Origin of the sequence: Streptomyces sp. NPDC006624 (assembly GCF_040611555.1) — a bacterium.
In the GTDB taxonomy this organism is placed as follows: Bacteria; Actinomycetota; Actinomycetes; order Streptomycetales; family Streptomycetaceae; genus Streptomyces.
Genome location: NZ_JBEXOM010000018.1, coordinates 67,173 through 81,968, shown reverse-complemented (window position 1 = coordinate 81,968; position 14,796 = coordinate 67,173). Strand labels below are relative to the sequence as shown.

Here is a 14,796-nt window from a genome sequence, read left to right as displayed (position 1 = left end):
GTCGTTAACCTGAAGGAAATGCGTTAACGCTCATTAACACGTGAGGGGACCCGCAGGATGCACGAGGCACCGGAGCTCACGAGCGCGGCAGACCCCGCGTCGGAGGCCTTTCGGGCCAACGAGGAGGCGCACCGCACCCTCGTGGAGGAGCTGCGCACCAAGCTGGCCGCGGCCGCACAGGGCGGCGGCGAGAAGGCCCGCGCCCGCCACACCGCGCGCGGCAAGCTGCTCCCCCGCGACCGGGTGGACACCCTCCTCGACCCGGGCTCACCGTTCCTGGAGCTGGCCCCGCTCGCGGCCGACGGGATGTACGAGGACCAGGCCCCGGCCGCGGGCGTCATCGCCGGCATCGGCCGGGTCAGCGGCCGCGAGACGGTGGTCATCGCCAACGACGCCACGGTCAAGGGCGGCACGTACTACCCGATGACGGTCAAGAAGCACCTCCGCGCCCAGGAGGTCGCCCTCGACAACCGCCTCCCCTGCGTCTACCTGGTGGACTCGGGCGGCGCCTTCCTCCCGATGCAGGACGAGGTCTTCCCGGACCGCGAGCACTTCGGCCGGATCTTCTACAACCAGGCCCGCATGTCCGGCGCCGGCATCCCCCAGATCGCCGCCGTCCTCGGCTCGTGCACGGCCGGCGGGGCGTACGTCCCGGCGATGAGCGACGAGGCGGTGATCGTCCGCAACCAGGGCACGATCTTCCTCGGCGGTCCGCCCCTGGTGAAGGCGGCCACCGGCGAGGTCGTCACCGCGGAGGAGCTCGGCGGCGGCGAGGTCCACTCCCGGATCTCGGGCGTCACGGACCACCTCGCGGAGAACGACGCGCACGCCCTGCGCATCGTCCGCACGATCGTCTCCACCCTCCCCACCCGGGGCCCCCTCCCCTGGGAGGTCACGCAGGCGATCGAGCCCAAGGTCGACCCGCAGGGCCTGTACGGCGCGGTCCCGGTCGACTCCCGCACCCCGTACGACGTGCGCGAGATCATCGCCCGGGTCGTCGACGGCTCCCGCTTCGCCGAGTTCAAGTCCGAGTTCGGCCAGACCCTGGTCACCGGCTTCGCCCGGATCCACGGCCACCCGGTGGGCATCGTCGCCAACAACGGCATCCTGTTCTCCGAGTCCGCCCAGAAGGGCGCCCATTTCATCGAGCTGTGCGACCAGCGCGGCATCCCGCTGCTGTTCCTGCAGAACATCTCGGGCTTCATGGTCGGCAAGGACTACGAGGCGGGCGGCATCGCCAAGCACGGCGCCAAGATGGTCACGGCCGTGGCGTGCACGCGCGTGCCGAAGCTCACGGTCGTCGTCGGCGGCTCGTACGGCGCGGGGAACTACTCGATGTGCGGCCGGGCGTACTCCCCCCGTTTCCTGTGGATGTGGCCGAACGCCAAGATCTCGGTCATGGGCGGCGAGCAGGCCGCCTCGGTGCTCGCGACCGTCAAGCGCGACCAGCTGGAGGCGCGCGGCGAGTCCTGGCCCGCGGAGGACGAGGACGCCTTCAAGGCCCCGATCCGCGCCCAGTACGAGCGCCAGGGCAACGCCTACTACGCGACGGCCCGCCTCTGGGACGACGGTGTGATCGACCCGATGGACACCCGTCAGGTCCTCGGCCTGGCCCTGACCGCGTGTGCCAACGCGCCCCTGGGTGACCCCCAGTTCGGCGTCTTCCGGATGTGAGGGGACGGACGACGATGTTCGAGACAGTACTGGTGGCCAACCGGGGCGAGATCGCCGTGCGCGTCATCCGGACGCTGCGGTCGATGGGCGTGCGCTCGGTGGCCGTCTTCTCCGACGCGGACGCCGACGCCCGGCACGTCCGCGAGGCGGACACGGCGGTGCGGATCGGCCCGGCCCCCGCGTCGGAGAGCTACCTGTCGGTGGAGCGCCTCCTGGAGGCCGCGGCCCGCACCGGCGCCCAGGCCGTCCACCCGGGCTACGGCTTCCTCGCCGAGAACGCCGCCTTCGCGCGCGCCTGCGCCGAGGCCGGACTGGTCTTCATCGGCCCCCCGGCGGACGCGATCGCGCTGATGGGCGACAAGATCCGCGCCAAGGAGACGGTCCGCGAGGCCGGGGTGCCGGTGGTTCCCGGCGGCCGGGACCCGGAGCTGGCCGAGGCGGCCCGCGAGCTGGGCGCGCCGGTGCTGCTGAAGCCGAGCGCGGGCGGCGGCGGCAAGGGCATGCGCCTGGTGCGGGACCTGACCCGGCTGGAGGAGGAGATCGCCTCGGCCCGCCGCGAGGCCCGCGCCTCCTTCGGCGACGACACGCTCCTCGTCGAGCGCTGGATCGACCGCCCCCGCCACATCGAGATCCAGGTCCTGGCCGACGGCCACGGCAACGTGGTGCATCTGGGCGAGCGCGAGTGCTCCCTCCAGCGCCGCCACCAGAAGATCATCGAGGAGGCGCCCAGCGTGCTCCTCGACGAGCGGACGCGCGCGGCGATGGGCGAGGCGGCGGTCCAGGCGGCCCGCTCCTGCGGCTACCGGGGCGCGGGCACGGTGGAGTTCATCGTCCCGGGCACCGACCCGTCGTCGTACTACTTCATGGAGATGAACACCCGCCTCCAGGTGGAGCACCCGGTCACGGAGCTCGTCACCGGCCTGGACCTGGTCGAGTGGCAGCTGCGGGTGGCGGCCGGGGAGCCCCTGGGCTTCACCCAGGAGGACGTACGGCTGACGGGCCATGCGGTGGAGGCCCGGATCTGCGCCGAGGACCCCTCCCGCGGCTTCCTCCCCTCCGGCGGCACGGTGCTGAGGCTGCGCGAGCCGCAGGGCGACGGCGTCCGCACGGACTCGGGCCTCACGGAGGGCACCGAGGTGGGCAGCCTCTACGACCCGATGCTCTCCAAGGTCATCGCGTACGGCCCCGACCGCGCGACCGCCCTGCGCAAGCTCCGCGCGGCCCTGGCGGACACGGTCACGCTGGGCGTGCAGACCAACGCCGGCTTCCTGCGCCGCCTGCTCGCCCACCCGGCGGTGGTCTCCGGCGACATGGACACCGGCCTGGTCGAGCGCGAGGTGGAGGACCTGGTCGCCACGGAGGTGCCGGAGGAGGTCTACGAGGCGGCGGCGGCCGTCCGCGGGGAGGCCCTGCAGCCGGAGCCGGGCGGCTGGACGGACCCCTTCTCGGTCCCCAGCGGCTGGCGCCTGGGCGGCACACCGAAGCCGCCGGCCTTCCACCTCCGGGTGCGGGAGCCGCTGGAGTACACCCCGCGCGGTACGGCGACGGTCACCGGCGACCGGGTCGTGGTGACCCTGGACGGCGTCCGCCACACCTTCCACCGCGCCGCCGACTGGCTCGGCCGCGACGGCGACGCCTGGCACGTGCGCGACCACGACCCGGTGGCCGCGTCCCTCACCCGGGCGGCCCACGCGGGCGCCGACTCGCTGACCGCGCCGATGCCGGGCACGGTGACAGTGGTGAAGGTGGCCGTCGGCGACGAGGTGAGCGCCGGTCAGAGCCTGCTCGTGGTGGAGGCGATGAAGATGGAGCACGTCATCTCCGCCCCGCACGCCGGCAAGGTCACCGAGCTGGACGTCTCGCCCGGCACCACGGTCGCCATGGACCAGGTCCTGGCGGTCATCGCACCGAACGAGGAGGCGGCGGAATGACAGTCCCGGGGCTCCCGATGACCGTCCCGGCCGCGGACCTGCCCGCCCGGGTCCGCATCCACGAGGTGGGCGCGCGCGACGGCCTGCAGAACGAGCAGGCGGCCGTCCCCACCGAGATCAAGGCGGCGTTCATCCGCCGCCTGGCCGAGGCGGGCCTGACCACGATCGAGGCGACCAGCTTCGTCCACCCCAGGTGGGTCCCCCAGCTGGCGGACGCCGAGCAGCTGTTCCCGCTCGTCAGCGACCTCCCGGTGGCCCTGCCGGTCCTCGTCCCGAACGAACGGGGCCTGGACCGCGCCCTCGCGCTGGGCGCCCGCCGTGTCGCGGTCTTCGCCAGCGCCACGGAGTCCTTCGCCAAGGCCAACCTCAACCGCACGGTGGACGAGGCGCTGGCGATGTTCGAGCCGGTGGTGGCCCGGGCGAAGGCGGACGACGTCCACGTCCGCGGCTACCTGTCCATGTGCTTCGGCGACCCCTGGGAGGGCGCGGTCCCGGTCCCCCAGGTGGTCCGGGTCTGCCGCGCCCTGCTGGACATGGGCTGCGACGAGCTGAGCCTGGGCGACACGATCGGCGTGGCGACCCCGGGCCACGTGGTCGCGCTCCTCGCGGCCCTGGACGAGGCGGGAATCCCGGCCTCTGCCCTCGGCGTCCACTTCCACGACACCTACGGCCAGGCGCTGGCCAACACCCTCGCTGCCCTCCAGCAGGGCGTGACGACGGTCGACGCCTCGGCGGGCGGCCTCGGCGGCTGCCCGTACGCGAAGTCGGCGACCGGCAATCTCGCCACCGAAGACCTCGTGTGGATGCTGCGGGGCCTCGGCATCGACACCGGCATCGACCTCGGCCGCCTCGTCGCCACCAGCGCGTGGATGGCCGCCCACCTGGGCCGACCCAGCCCGTCCCGCACCGTCCGAGCCCTGTCCCACGAGGACACCGAGGAGCAGTGACCACCATGGACTACCGCCTTCCCCCCGAGCTGGAAGAACTCCGCCGCACGGTCGAGGAGTTCGCGCACGAGGTCGTGGCGCCCAAGATCGGCGACTTCTACGAGCGGCACGAGTTCCCCTACGAGATAGTCCGGGAGATGGGCCGCATGGGCCTGTTCGGCCTGCCGTTCCCGGAGGAGTACGGCGGCATGGGCGGCGACTACCTGGCGCTGGGCGTGGCCCTGGAGGAGCTGGCGCGGGTCGACTCCTCGGTGGCCATCACCCTGGAGGCCGGCGTCTCCCTCGGCGCGATGCCGATCCACCTCTACGGCACGGAGGCCCAGAAGCGGGAGTGGCTCCCCCGCCTCTGCTCGGGCGAACTGCTGGGCGCGTTCGGCCTGACGGAGCCGGACGGCGGCAGCGACGCGGGCGCGACCCGCACGACGGCGCGGCTGGACGAGTCGACGAACGAGTGGGTCATCAACGGCACCAAGTGCTTCATCACCAACTCGGGCACGGACATCACGGGCCTGGTGACGGTCACGGCGGTCACGGGCCGCAAGCCCGACGGCAAGCCGCTGATCTCCTCCATCATCGTCCCCTCCGGCACCCCCGGCTTCACGGTCGCGGCCCCGTACTCGAAGGTCGGCTGGAACGCCTCGGACACCCGCGAGCTGTCCTTCACGGACGTCCGCGTCCCGGCGGCGAGCCTCCTGGGCGAGGAGGGCCGCGGCTACGCCCAGTTCCTGCGCATCCTCGACGAGGGCCGCATCGCGATCGCGGCGCTCGCCACCGGCCTGGCCCAGGGCTGCGTCGACGAGTCGGTCAAGTACGCCAGGGAACGCCACGCCTTCGGCAGGCCGATCGCCGCGAACCAGGCGATCCAGTTCAAGATCGCGGACATGGAGATGAAGGCCCACACGGCCCGCCTCGCCTGGCGCGACGCGGCGGCCCGCCTGGTCGCGGGCGACCCCTTCAAGAAGGAAGCGGCCCTGGCGAAGCTCCACTCCTCCACGGTCGCGGTCGACAACGCCCGCGAGGCCACCCAGATCCACGGCGGCTACGGCTTCATGAACGAGTACCCGGTCGCCCGCATGTGGCGCGACTCCAAGATCCTGGAGATCGGCGAGGGCACGAGCGAGGTCCAGCGGATGCTGATCGCGCGGGAGTTGGGGTTGGTGGGCTGACCTCGAGCGCGGCCTGCGCCGACCTCGGTGCAGGCCACCACCGGGCGCCGCCCAGGCACGGAGAAGGGGCCTTCCGCACTACATGCGGAAGGCCCCATCCTTTGTTCACCTCAGCGTTCCGGCTTCTCCGCCTCATCGCTGGCGGAGCCCTCAGCCACCCTTTCGAAGAGGGCGTCCACGTCACGAAGGGCCAGAGGACTGCAGGCCGCCTGGAAGACTTTCCCATCACTCCATGCGATCATCCATTCTCCGCCTGAGAGATCGCGCCTTTCGCGCGGAACGAGAACACCTTCCAAATTCGTTTCGCTCACATCGATGTGAATGTGCCAACCGGGATTGTCCGTCGTGGCGATCCTGATGCCGAACTCGTGCTCCCATTCACCATCGCAGTTGGCTGCGTACCAGGACTGGATGTAACGCATACCTCGGTCCTCATCACGGGCACCCGAGGGGCCTTTCCCAGTCTTCCGGCGCACGCGCGTCACCCCCGTTCGGAAGATTGATGTGCGGCGTTTCTACCACCGTACCGTCCGCATTCGTATGCGCGGGCCCTTCGAGGTCGAACCTTTTCACGAGTTCCCAAGGAGCCGGATTACGCGGGTTGGACTGCGGCGCCCACTCCGCATACTTCTTGATCTGCCCCGTTCCGCCGTGGCGGACAAAGGTGGTGTGAGGACCTTCAGCATCGTAATTGGGTCGCTGACCAGGCTTTCGTCCTCCCATATTGTGCACGAGAAGACTTTCGTCACCCGCCACCACATAGTAGGTGTGCAGATCACGGACTGTGAGGTTGTGAACCGCGGCCGAACCGACCGTCCACCGCTCCAGGGAAGCGACCTGGACACGCGCCCCCTCACGGGTCCGCAGCCATGCTCCGGCCTTCAGATCGGTGGCATCGACCCACTCCCCGAGCTCCGGCACCCAGAACGGATACGTCTACGACAAGGCCGGTTTCGAGGTCGCCGTCGACCTCACCACCGCCTGCGACGGCGCACCGCTTCCCGAGGGACTCTGGGACATCTCCCTCGCCATCGGCGCACAGGGCGTCTCCCGCGAGGTCCGCATCGGCAGCAACCGGGGCGCCCAGGTCTCCGGTGCCCCGACGACGCATGTCGTCGACACCGGCGACGACATGCGCGCTGTGACGCTGTACGCCACCACACCGCACGGCAACTTCACGCTCGACATCGGCGAGCGGAAGCACGCCGTCCTGCCGCAGCTGAACGTCGCCACTGTGCGTTGGGCCCCCGACTCGCCCACGGAACTGGAGTTCGCCGGCCGCTGCACACTGGCCGCCGCCCCGGACGGCGCTCTCGCCGTCCACCTGGAGGACGGCTGCGGCCACAGCGCCGACTTCCCGGCCCGACCGGCCTCGCAGGCCGGTGGTGACTTCCTGGTGCGGGTGCCCGTCACGGAGTTGCCTTCCGGGCTGTGGAAGGGGCGGCTCCGGCTGGGCCCCTGGACCGTGCCGCTGCCGCCCGCTCCCCCGCACCTCGCCCCCGCCAAGTGGCGCCGCCGCGGCCTGCCCTGGTACGCGAAGCCGACGGTGGAAGGCGGGGAGGAGTTCGCGCTCCAGGTCGCCCGCACCGACCTGGTACGGGCCGTGACGCGGCGCCTCAACTCCTAGGCGGCGCGGCCGGGAAGCCCTGGTACCCGTGATCCGGATCACGGGTTCCGCCGGCATTCCCGCCCCCTCCCCCGGGCACGCATATCAACGCCCCCTGGACAAGATCTGAGGTTAGGCTAACCTAATCCTCGTTACCTCGTTCCAGCCGGGCGGGTCTTCGCCGTGCCCCGCCGTGGCTCCGTACGCACGAAAGCAGACCCCGTCATGCCGAACGCCAGCACCGCCCGCTTCTCCCGCCGCGGCATCCTCGCCGCCGGCGGCGCCCTCGGACTCGGCGCCCTCGTGACCGCGTGCGGCAGCGGGGACTCCGAGGACGGCGGCTCGGACGCGACGGGTGCCGCCAAGTCCGGTCCGTGGTCCTTCAAGGACGACCGCGGCACCACGGTGAAGCTCGGCAAGGTCCCGGCGAACATCGTCGCCTTCACCGGCGTCGCCGCCGCCCTCCACGACTACGGCATCTCCGTCAAGGGCGTCTTCGGCCCCACCAGGACGCCGGACGGCAAGCCCGACGTCCAGGCCGGCGACATGGACATCAGCAAGGTCACCGTCCTCGGCAACACCTGGGACCAGTTCAACGTCGAGAAGTACGCGGCCCTCGCCCCCGACGTGCTGATCTCCACGATGTTCGACGACGCCGGCACGCTCTGGTACGTCCCCGAGGCCTCCAAGGACAAGATCGCCAAGCTCGCCCCGAGCGCCGGCATATCGGTGTACGACCGTCAGCTCACCGCCCCGCTGCAGCGGATGTGGGAGCTGGCCGAGTCCCTCGGCGGCGACATGAAGGCCGCGAAGGCCGCCGACGCGAAGAAGCGGTTCGAGGAGGCGTCCGAACGGCTGCGCAAGGCCGCCAAGGCGCACCCCGACCTCAAGGTGATGGCCGGCTCGGCGAGCCAGGAGCTGTTCTACGTCTCCGGCACCAACCTCTCCGTGGACCTGGAGTACTTCAAGGCCCTCGGCGTGAACTTCGTCGAGCCGCCGGAGAAGGCCAAGTCCGAGGGCGGCGGCTGGTTCGAGAGCCTGAGCTGGGAGAACGTCGACAAGTACGCGGCGGACATCATCATGATGGACGACCGCACCTCGGCCATCCAGCCGGACGACATCACCGAGGCGACGTGGAAGAAGCTGCCCGCGGTCAAGGCCGGTCAGGTCATCCCGCGTTCCGCCGAGCCGATCCTGTCCTACGACAAGTGCGTGCCGCTCGTCGAGAACCTGGCCAAGGCCCTCGAGACCGCGAAGAAGGTCAGCTAGGCGCTCAGCACCGCGGGGACGCCGCCCGGGGCGCCCCCGTCCCTGACGACGACTCGGGAGTCCCTTCATGACCACCGCCGTAGCCGCCCCGTTCCGCTTCTTCTCCCTCCAGGTCGCGCGGACGAGGCGGCTCGGGCCGTCTCTGGTCCGGGTCACCTTCGCGGGGCCCGATCTACACGCCTTCCACTCCGACGGGCACGACCAGTCGCTGTCGCTGTTCCTGCCGCACCCCGGGCAGCCCGAGCCGGTCGTGCCGCTCGAACTCGGCGACGGCTGGTGGCAGGGGTGGCGTGAACTGCCGGACGACGTCCGGGCCGTGATGCGGTCGTACACGCTGCGCGGGCTGCGCCGCGACCCGGACGAGATCGACATCGACTTCGCCCTGCACGGCATCGGGCCGGGCGCCGGCGTCCAGGCCGGCCCGGCCTCCCGCTGGGCCGCCCGGGCCGCCGCGGGCGACCGTGTGCTGCTGCTCGGCCCCGCCGTCGCCGACAACCGGGCCATCCGCTTCCGGCCGCCGGGGGACACCGATCTCGTGGTCGTCTGGGGCGACGAGACCGCCGTACCGGCCGCCTCGGCCATCGTCGAGGCGCTGCCGCCCGGCACCCGGGCCCGCGTCTGGCTGGAGGTCCCGCACGCCGGGGACATCCAGGACCTGGTCACCGAGGCCGACGCCGAGATCACCTGGCTGGTGCGCGAGGACCGGGGCGCCGAGGGCTCCCCCATGGCCCTCGACGCCCTGCGCGCCGCCCGGCTGCCGTCCGCCGGGCGGCCGTACGTCTGGATCGCCGGTGAGTCCGGGTGCGTGAAGGAACTGCGCCGGCACTTCGTGCGGGAGCGCGGGATCGACCGCCGCCGGGTCACGTTCGTCGGCTACTGGCGTCGCGGGATGAGCGAGGAGCAGTTGCGGGCGGAGCGCTGACCCCTGCTCCTCGCCACCTCTCGGGCACCACGCGTGATCATGGTCACGACTCCGACTGATCCACAGGCGACTTAGGTTAGGCTAACCTAAGTCAGACCGCGGCTCGGCCCGCTCCCTGACCCGCACCGGACTGTCCCCACCGGAGGACCCCCACATGCGCTCGCACCTGCTCAACGACACCACCGCGGAGCGGTATCGCCGCTCCGTGACCGCCGGAGTCGAGCGGGTGGCCGCCAAACTCGCCGCCACCGACCGGCCGTTCACCGGCGTCACCGTCGACGCCCTCGCCCCCCGCATCGACGGGATCGACCTCGACCAGCCGCTGCACGACACCGCCGCCGTGCTGGACGAACTGGAGGAGGTCTACCTCCGGGACGCGATCTACTTCCACCACCCCCGATACCTGGCCCACCTCAACTGCCCGGTCGTCATCCCGGCCGTCCTCGGCGAGGCCGTCCTGTCCGCCGTGAACTCCTCGCTGGACACCTGGGACCAGTCGGCCGGCGGCACCCTCATCGAGCGGAAACTGATCGACTGGACGGCTGAGCGCATCGGCCTCGGCCCGGCCGCCGACGGGGTGTTCACCTCCGGCGGCACCCAGTCCAACCTCCAGGCGCTGCTGCTGGCCCGCGAGGAGGCCAAGACCCAGGACCTGGCGAAACTGCGCATCTTCGCCTCCGAGGTCAGCCACTTCAGCGTGAAGAAGTCCGCGAAGCTGCTCGGGCTCGGCCCGGACGCCGTGGTGTCCGTCCCCGTCGACCACGACAAGCGCCTGCAGACCGTGGCCCTCGCCCGCGAGCTGGAGCGCTGCCGGCGGGACGGTCTCCTCCCCATGGCGGTCGTGGCCACCGCCGGCACCACCGACTTCGGCTCCATCGACCCGCTGCCCGAGATCGCCGGGCTGTGCGAGCAGTTCGACACCTGGATGCACGTCGACGCCGCCTACGGCTGCGGCCTGCTCGCCTCCCTGAAGCACCGGGACCGCCTGGACGGCATCGAGCGCGCCGACTCCGTCACCGTCGACTACCACAAGTCCTTCTTCCAGCCGGTGAGTTCCTCGGCCCTGCTGGTGCGCGACGCCGCCACGCTGCGCCACGCCACCTACCACGCCGAGTACCTCAACCCCCGCCGCATGGTGCGGGAACGCATCCCCAACCAGGTGGACAAGTCCCTGCAGACCACCCGCCGCTTCGACGCCCTCAAGCTGTGGATGACGCTGCGCACCATGGGCGCCGACGGCATCGGGCAGCTCTTCGACGAGGTGTGCGCGCTGGCGCGGGAGGGCTGGAAGCTGCTCGCCGCCGACCCGCGCTTCGACGTGGTGGTCGAGCCGAGCCTGTCCACCCTGGTCTTCCGCTACATCCCGGGGTCCGTCACCGACCCCGCCGAGATCGACCGCGCCAACCTCTACGCCCGCAAGGCCCTGTTCGCCTCCGGTGACGCCGTCGTCGCGGGCACCAAGGTCGGCGACCGTCACTACCTGAAGTTCACCCTGCTCAACCCCGAGACGCAGACGTCCGACATCGCGGCCGTCCTCGATCTGATCGCCGGCCACGCCGAGCAGTACCTGGGAGAGTCCCTTGACCGCGCGTCCTGAAAGCCCCGCCTTGGTCCATGACTTCGTGGGGATCGGGCTCGGCCCGTTCAACCTGGGCCTCGCCTGCCTGACCGAGCCGATCCGCGAACTCGACGGCGTCTTCCTGGAGTCGAAGCCCGACTTCGAGTGGCACTCGGGCATGTTCCTCGACGGCGCCCATCTGCAGACCCCGTTCATGTCGGACCTGGTCACCCTCGCCGACCCGACGTCCCCGTACTCCTTCCTCAACTACCTGAAGGAGAAGGGCCGCCTCTACTCGTTCTACATCCGCGAGAACTTCTACCCGCTGCGGGTCGAGTACGACGACTACTGCCGCTGGGCCGCCCAGAAACTGAGCAGCATCCGCTTCGGCACGACCGTCACCGAGGTGACCCACGAGGACGGGCTGTACGTGGTGCGGACCGCCGGCGGCGACACCTACCGGGCCCGCCACCTGGTCCTCGGCACCGGCACCCCGCCCCACATCCCCGACGCCTGCCGGGGCCTGGGCGGCGACTTCATCCACAACTCCCGCTACCTGGAGCACAAGGCGGAGCTGCAGCGGAAGGACTCGATCACCCTGGTCGGCTCGGGCCAGTCGGCCGCCGAGATCTACCACGACCTGCTCGGCGAGATCGACGTCCACGGCTACCGGCTGAACTGGGTCACCCGCTCCCCGCGCTTCTTCCCGCTGGAGTACACCAAGCTCACGCTGGAGATGACGTCCCCGGAGTACGTCGACTACTTCCACGCGCTGCCCGAGGCCACCCGCTACCGCCTCACCGCCGAGCAGAAGGGCCTGTTCAAGGGCATCGACGGCGACCTCGTCAACGAGATCTTCGACCTGCTCTACCGGAAGAACCTCGGCGGCCCGGTCCCCACCCGGCTGCTCACCAACTCCGCGCTGCACAGCGCCCGGTACGAGGACGGCACCTACCGGCTGGGCTTCCGCCAGGAGGAGCAGGGCAAGGACTTCGAGCTTCAGTCGCAGGGCCTGATCCTGGCGACCGGCTACCGGTACGCCGAGCCGGAGTTCCTGGCGCCGGTCCGGGACCGGCTCGTCTACGACTCCCAGGGCAACTTCGACGTCGCCCGCAACTACGCCATCGACGTCACGGGCCGGGGGATCTTCCTGCAGAACGCGGGCGTCCACACCCACAGCATCACCAGCCCGGACCTGGGCATGGGCCCGTACCGCAACGCGTACATCATCCGGGAGATGCTCGGCTCCGAGTACTACCCGGTCGAGAAGACCATCGCCTTCCAGGAGTTCGCGGTATGAGCACCACCCGCCCCATCGGCGCCCTGACCGTACGCCCGCTCGACCCGCTGAAGGACGCCGCGCTGCTGCACTCCTGGGTCACGCACCCCAAGGCCGCCTACTGGATGATGCAGGACGCGACCCTGGAGGACGTCGAGCGCGAGTACCTGCGCATCGCCGCGCACGAGCACCACCACGCCTGCCTCGGCCTGCACGAGGGCCGGCCGGCGTTCCTGATGGAGAAGTACGACCCGCGGTACGTGGAGCTGGCCGGGCTGTACGACCCGGAGCCCGGCGACGTCGGCATGCACTTCCTGGTCGCCCCGACCGACCGGCCGATCCACGGTTTCACCCGGGCCGTCATCACGGCCGTGATGGAGGAGCTGTTCGCCGACCCCGGCACCCGGCGGGTCGTGGTGGAGCCCGACGTCCGCAACAAGGCGGTGCACGCCCTCAACGAGGCCGTCGGCTTCGTCCCCGAGCGCGAGATCGACAAGCCGGAGAAGCGCGCGCTGCTGAGCTTCTGCACGCGTGAGCAGTTCTCCGCTGCCCGAGGAGTGGCGATATGACCCTGTCCGACGCCGTGGCGCACCTGTCCCCCGAGCGCTGGGACCTGGCCAACCGCCTGCTGATCCGCAAAGCGCTCGCCGAGTTCGCGCACGAGCGGCTCCTCACCCCCGAGCGGGACGGCGACCAGTACGTCGTCCGCAGCGACGACGGCGCGACGAGCTACCGCTTCACCGCCGCACGCCGGGCCCTGGACCACTGGCAGGTGGCGCCCGAGTCGATCACCCGCCACCGCGGCGGCGCCGAACTGCCGCTCGCCGCACTGGACTTCTTCATCGAACTCCGCGAGTCCCTGGGCCTGAGCGACAGCATCCTGCCGGTCTACCTGGAGGAGATCTCCTCCACCCTGTCCGGCACCTGCTACAAGCTCACCAAGCCGGAGACGACGGCCGCCGAGCTGGCCCGCGCCGACTTCCAGACCGTCGAGTCCTCGATGACCGAGGGCCACCCCTGCTTCGTCGCCAACAACGGGCGGCTCGGCTTCGGCATCCACGAGTACCTCTCCTACGCGCCCGAGACGGCGAACCCGGTCCGCCTGGTGTGGCTGGCCGCGCACCGCTCGCGGGCGGCGTTCACGGCCGGTGCCGGCATCGCGTACGAGTCGTTCCTGCGCGGGGAGCTGGGCGAGGCGACCGTCGAGCGCTTCCACGGCGTGCTGCGCGAGAAGGGCCTGGACCCGGCGGACTACCTGTTCATCCCGGTCCACCCCTGGCAGTGGTGGAACAAGCTCTCCGTCACCTTCGCGGCGGAGGTCGCCCGGGAGCACCTGGTGTGCCTGGGCGAGGGCGACGACGAGTACCTGGCCCAGCAGTCCATCCGCACCTTCTTCAACCGCACCAGCCCCGAAAAGCACTACGTGAAGACGGCCCTGTCCGTCATCAACATGGGCTTCATGCGCGGACTGTCGGCCGCCTACATGGAGGCCACCCCCGCGATCAACGACTGGCTGGCCCAGCTCATCGAGGGCGACCCGGTGCTGAAGTCCACCGGCCTGTCGATCATCCGGGAGCGGGCCGCCGTCGGCTACCGGCACCTGGAGTACGAGCAGGCGACCGACCGGTACTCGCCGTACCGCAAGATGCTCGCCGCGCTGTGGCGGGAGAGCCCGGTGCCGTCCCTGAGGGAGGGCGAGTCGCTGGCCACCATGGCCTCCCTGGTCCACGTCGACCACCAGGGGGCGTCGGTCGCGGGTGCGCTGATCGAGCGGTCGGGCCTGGCACCGGCGGAGTGGCTGCGCCGCTACCTCCAGGCGTACTTCACCCCGCTGCTGCACAGCTTCTACGCCTACGACCTGGTCTTCATGCCGCACGGCGAGAACGTCATCCTGGTGCTGAAGGACGGGGTCGTGCAGCGCGCGATCTACAAGGACATCGCCGAGGAGATCGCGGTCATGGACCCGGACGCGGTGCTGCCGCCGGCGGTGGAGCGGCTGCGCGTGGAGGTCCCGGAGGACAAGAAGCTCCTGTCCATCTTCACGGACGTCTTCGACTGCTTCTTCCGCTTCCTCGCGGCGAACCTCGCCACCGAGGGGATCCTGGCGGAGGACGACTTCTGGCGCACGGTCGCCGAGGTCACCCGCGCGTACCAGGAGTCGACGCCCGAACTCGCCGACAAGTTCCGGCAGTACGACATGTTCGCCCCCGAGTTCGCGCTGTCGTGCCTGAACCGTCTCCAGCTGCGCAACAACCAGCAGATGGTGGACCTGTCGGACCCGTCCGGCGCGCTCCAGCTGGTGGGCACCCTGAAGAATCCCCTAGCGGACTTCTGACCTCCCGGCGGACGGGCACCCCGGAGTACGGTCCTCCGGGGTGCCCGTCGTTTCCAGGGGCGCGCGGCAGAGCCCCCTCAGGGGCGGGGCCGTGTCGATGTGCGGCGGC

General features: G+C 70.8%; 13 protein-coding genes. 11 read left to right on the top strand and 2 right to left on the bottom strand.

The features are described from left to right. The first annotated feature begins 57 nt into the window (after positions 1 to 57). The 4 genes from ABZY20_RS28330 to ABZY20_RS28315 are packed head-to-tail and all read left to right on the top strand — an operon-like array spanning position 58 to position 5,718. Positions 58 to 1,674: a carboxyl transferase domain-containing protein gene (locus tag ABZY20_RS28330; protein ID WP_356444909.1), complete on the top strand. Its 1,617-nt coding sequence runs from the start codon at positions 58 to 60 to the stop codon at positions 1,672 to 1,674. Positions 1,675 to 1,688: 14 nt separating this feature from the next. After that, a complete protein-coding gene (locus tag ABZY20_RS28325; RefSeq protein ID WP_356444907.1) occupies positions 1,689 to 3,605 on the top strand; it encodes an acetyl/propionyl/methylcrotonyl-CoA carboxylase subunit alpha in 1,917 nt (638 codons plus the stop codon). Further along, positions 3,602 to 4,552, top strand: a complete 951-nt coding sequence (locus ABZY20_RS28320; RefSeq protein WP_356444905.1) for a hydroxymethylglutaryl-CoA lyase — start codon at positions 3,602 to 3,604, stop codon at positions 4,550 to 4,552. The genes ABZY20_RS28325 and ABZY20_RS28320 overlap by 4 nt, the downstream gene beginning before the upstream one ends. Positions 4,553 to 4,557: 5 nt before the next feature. Continuing rightward, a complete protein-coding gene (locus ABZY20_RS28315; RefSeq protein WP_356444903.1) occupies positions 4,558 to 5,718 on the top strand; it encodes an acyl-CoA dehydrogenase family protein in 1,161 nt (386 codons plus the stop codon). A 110-nt stretch (positions 5,719 to 5,828) separates the two neighbouring features. On the opposite strand, the gene ABZY20_RS28310 is transcribed toward ABZY20_RS28315, so the two are convergent. Both ABZY20_RS28310 and ABZY20_RS28305 read right to left on the bottom strand, forming a co-directional pair. Next, positions 5,829 to 6,140 (bottom strand): Imm53 family immunity protein, encoded by a 312-nt coding sequence (locus tag ABZY20_RS28310; protein ID WP_356444901.1) that lies wholly within the window; start codon positions 6,138 to 6,140, stop codon positions 5,829 to 5,831. 13 nt (positions 6,141 to 6,153) lie between these two features. Beyond that, positions 6,154 to 6,639 carry a polymorphic toxin-type HINT domain-containing protein gene (locus tag ABZY20_RS28305; protein WP_356444899.1) on the bottom strand — a complete coding sequence of 162 codons (486 nt, stop codon included), beginning with the start codon at positions 6,637 to 6,639 and terminating at the stop codon, positions 6,154 to 6,156. Between ABZY20_RS28305 and ABZY20_RS28300 the strand changes: the two genes are divergently transcribed. From ABZY20_RS28300 to ABZY20_RS28270, 7 genes are all read left to right on the top strand, one after another. After that, positions 6,608 to 7,345, top strand: a complete 738-nt coding sequence (locus ABZY20_RS28300; RefSeq protein ID WP_356444897.1) for a hypothetical protein — start codon at positions 6,608 to 6,610, stop codon at positions 7,343 to 7,345. The genes ABZY20_RS28305 and ABZY20_RS28300 overlap by 32 nt on opposite strands. Positions 7,346 to 7,549: 204 nt before the next feature. Continuing rightward, positions 7,550 to 8,593, top strand: a complete 1,044-nt coding sequence (locus tag ABZY20_RS28295; RefSeq protein ID WP_356444895.1) for an ABC transporter substrate-binding protein — start codon at positions 7,550 to 7,552, stop codon at positions 8,591 to 8,593. Positions 8,594 to 8,660: 67 nt separating this feature from the next. Continuing rightward, on the top strand, positions 8,661 to 9,515 hold the full coding sequence (locus ABZY20_RS28290) for a siderophore-interacting protein (RefSeq protein WP_356444893.1): 855 nt from the start codon (positions 8,661 to 8,663) through the stop codon (positions 9,513 to 9,515). Between the two features lie 154 nt (positions 9,516 to 9,669). Continuing rightward, the gene (desA, locus tag ABZY20_RS28285) at positions 9,670 to 11,112 is read left to right on the top strand and encodes a lysine decarboxylase DesA (RefSeq protein ID WP_356444891.1); all 1,443 of its coding nucleotides are present in this window, start codon (positions 9,670 to 9,672) and stop codon (positions 11,110 to 11,112) included. Next, positions 11,096 to 12,373 (top strand): lysine N(6)-hydroxylase/L-ornithine N(5)-oxygenase family protein, encoded by a 1,278-nt coding sequence (locus ABZY20_RS28280; protein WP_356444889.1) that lies wholly within the window; start codon positions 11,096 to 11,098, stop codon positions 12,371 to 12,373. The genes desA and ABZY20_RS28280 overlap by 17 nt, the downstream gene beginning before the upstream one ends. Then, the gene (locus ABZY20_RS28275; protein ID WP_356444887.1) at positions 12,370 to 12,921 is read left to right on the top strand and encodes a GNAT family N-acetyltransferase; all 552 of its coding nucleotides are present in this window, start codon (positions 12,370 to 12,372) and stop codon (positions 12,919 to 12,921) included. Before ABZY20_RS28280 ends, ABZY20_RS28275 begins: the two co-directional genes overlap by 4 nt. Continuing rightward, complete coding sequence (locus ABZY20_RS28270; protein WP_356444885.1) at positions 12,918 to 14,687, top strand: IucA/IucC family siderophore biosynthesis protein; 1,770 nt, start codon at positions 12,918 to 12,920, stop codon at positions 14,685 to 14,687. Before ABZY20_RS28275 ends, ABZY20_RS28270 begins: the two co-directional genes overlap by 4 nt. Positions 14,688 to 14,796 lie beyond the last annotated feature (109 nt).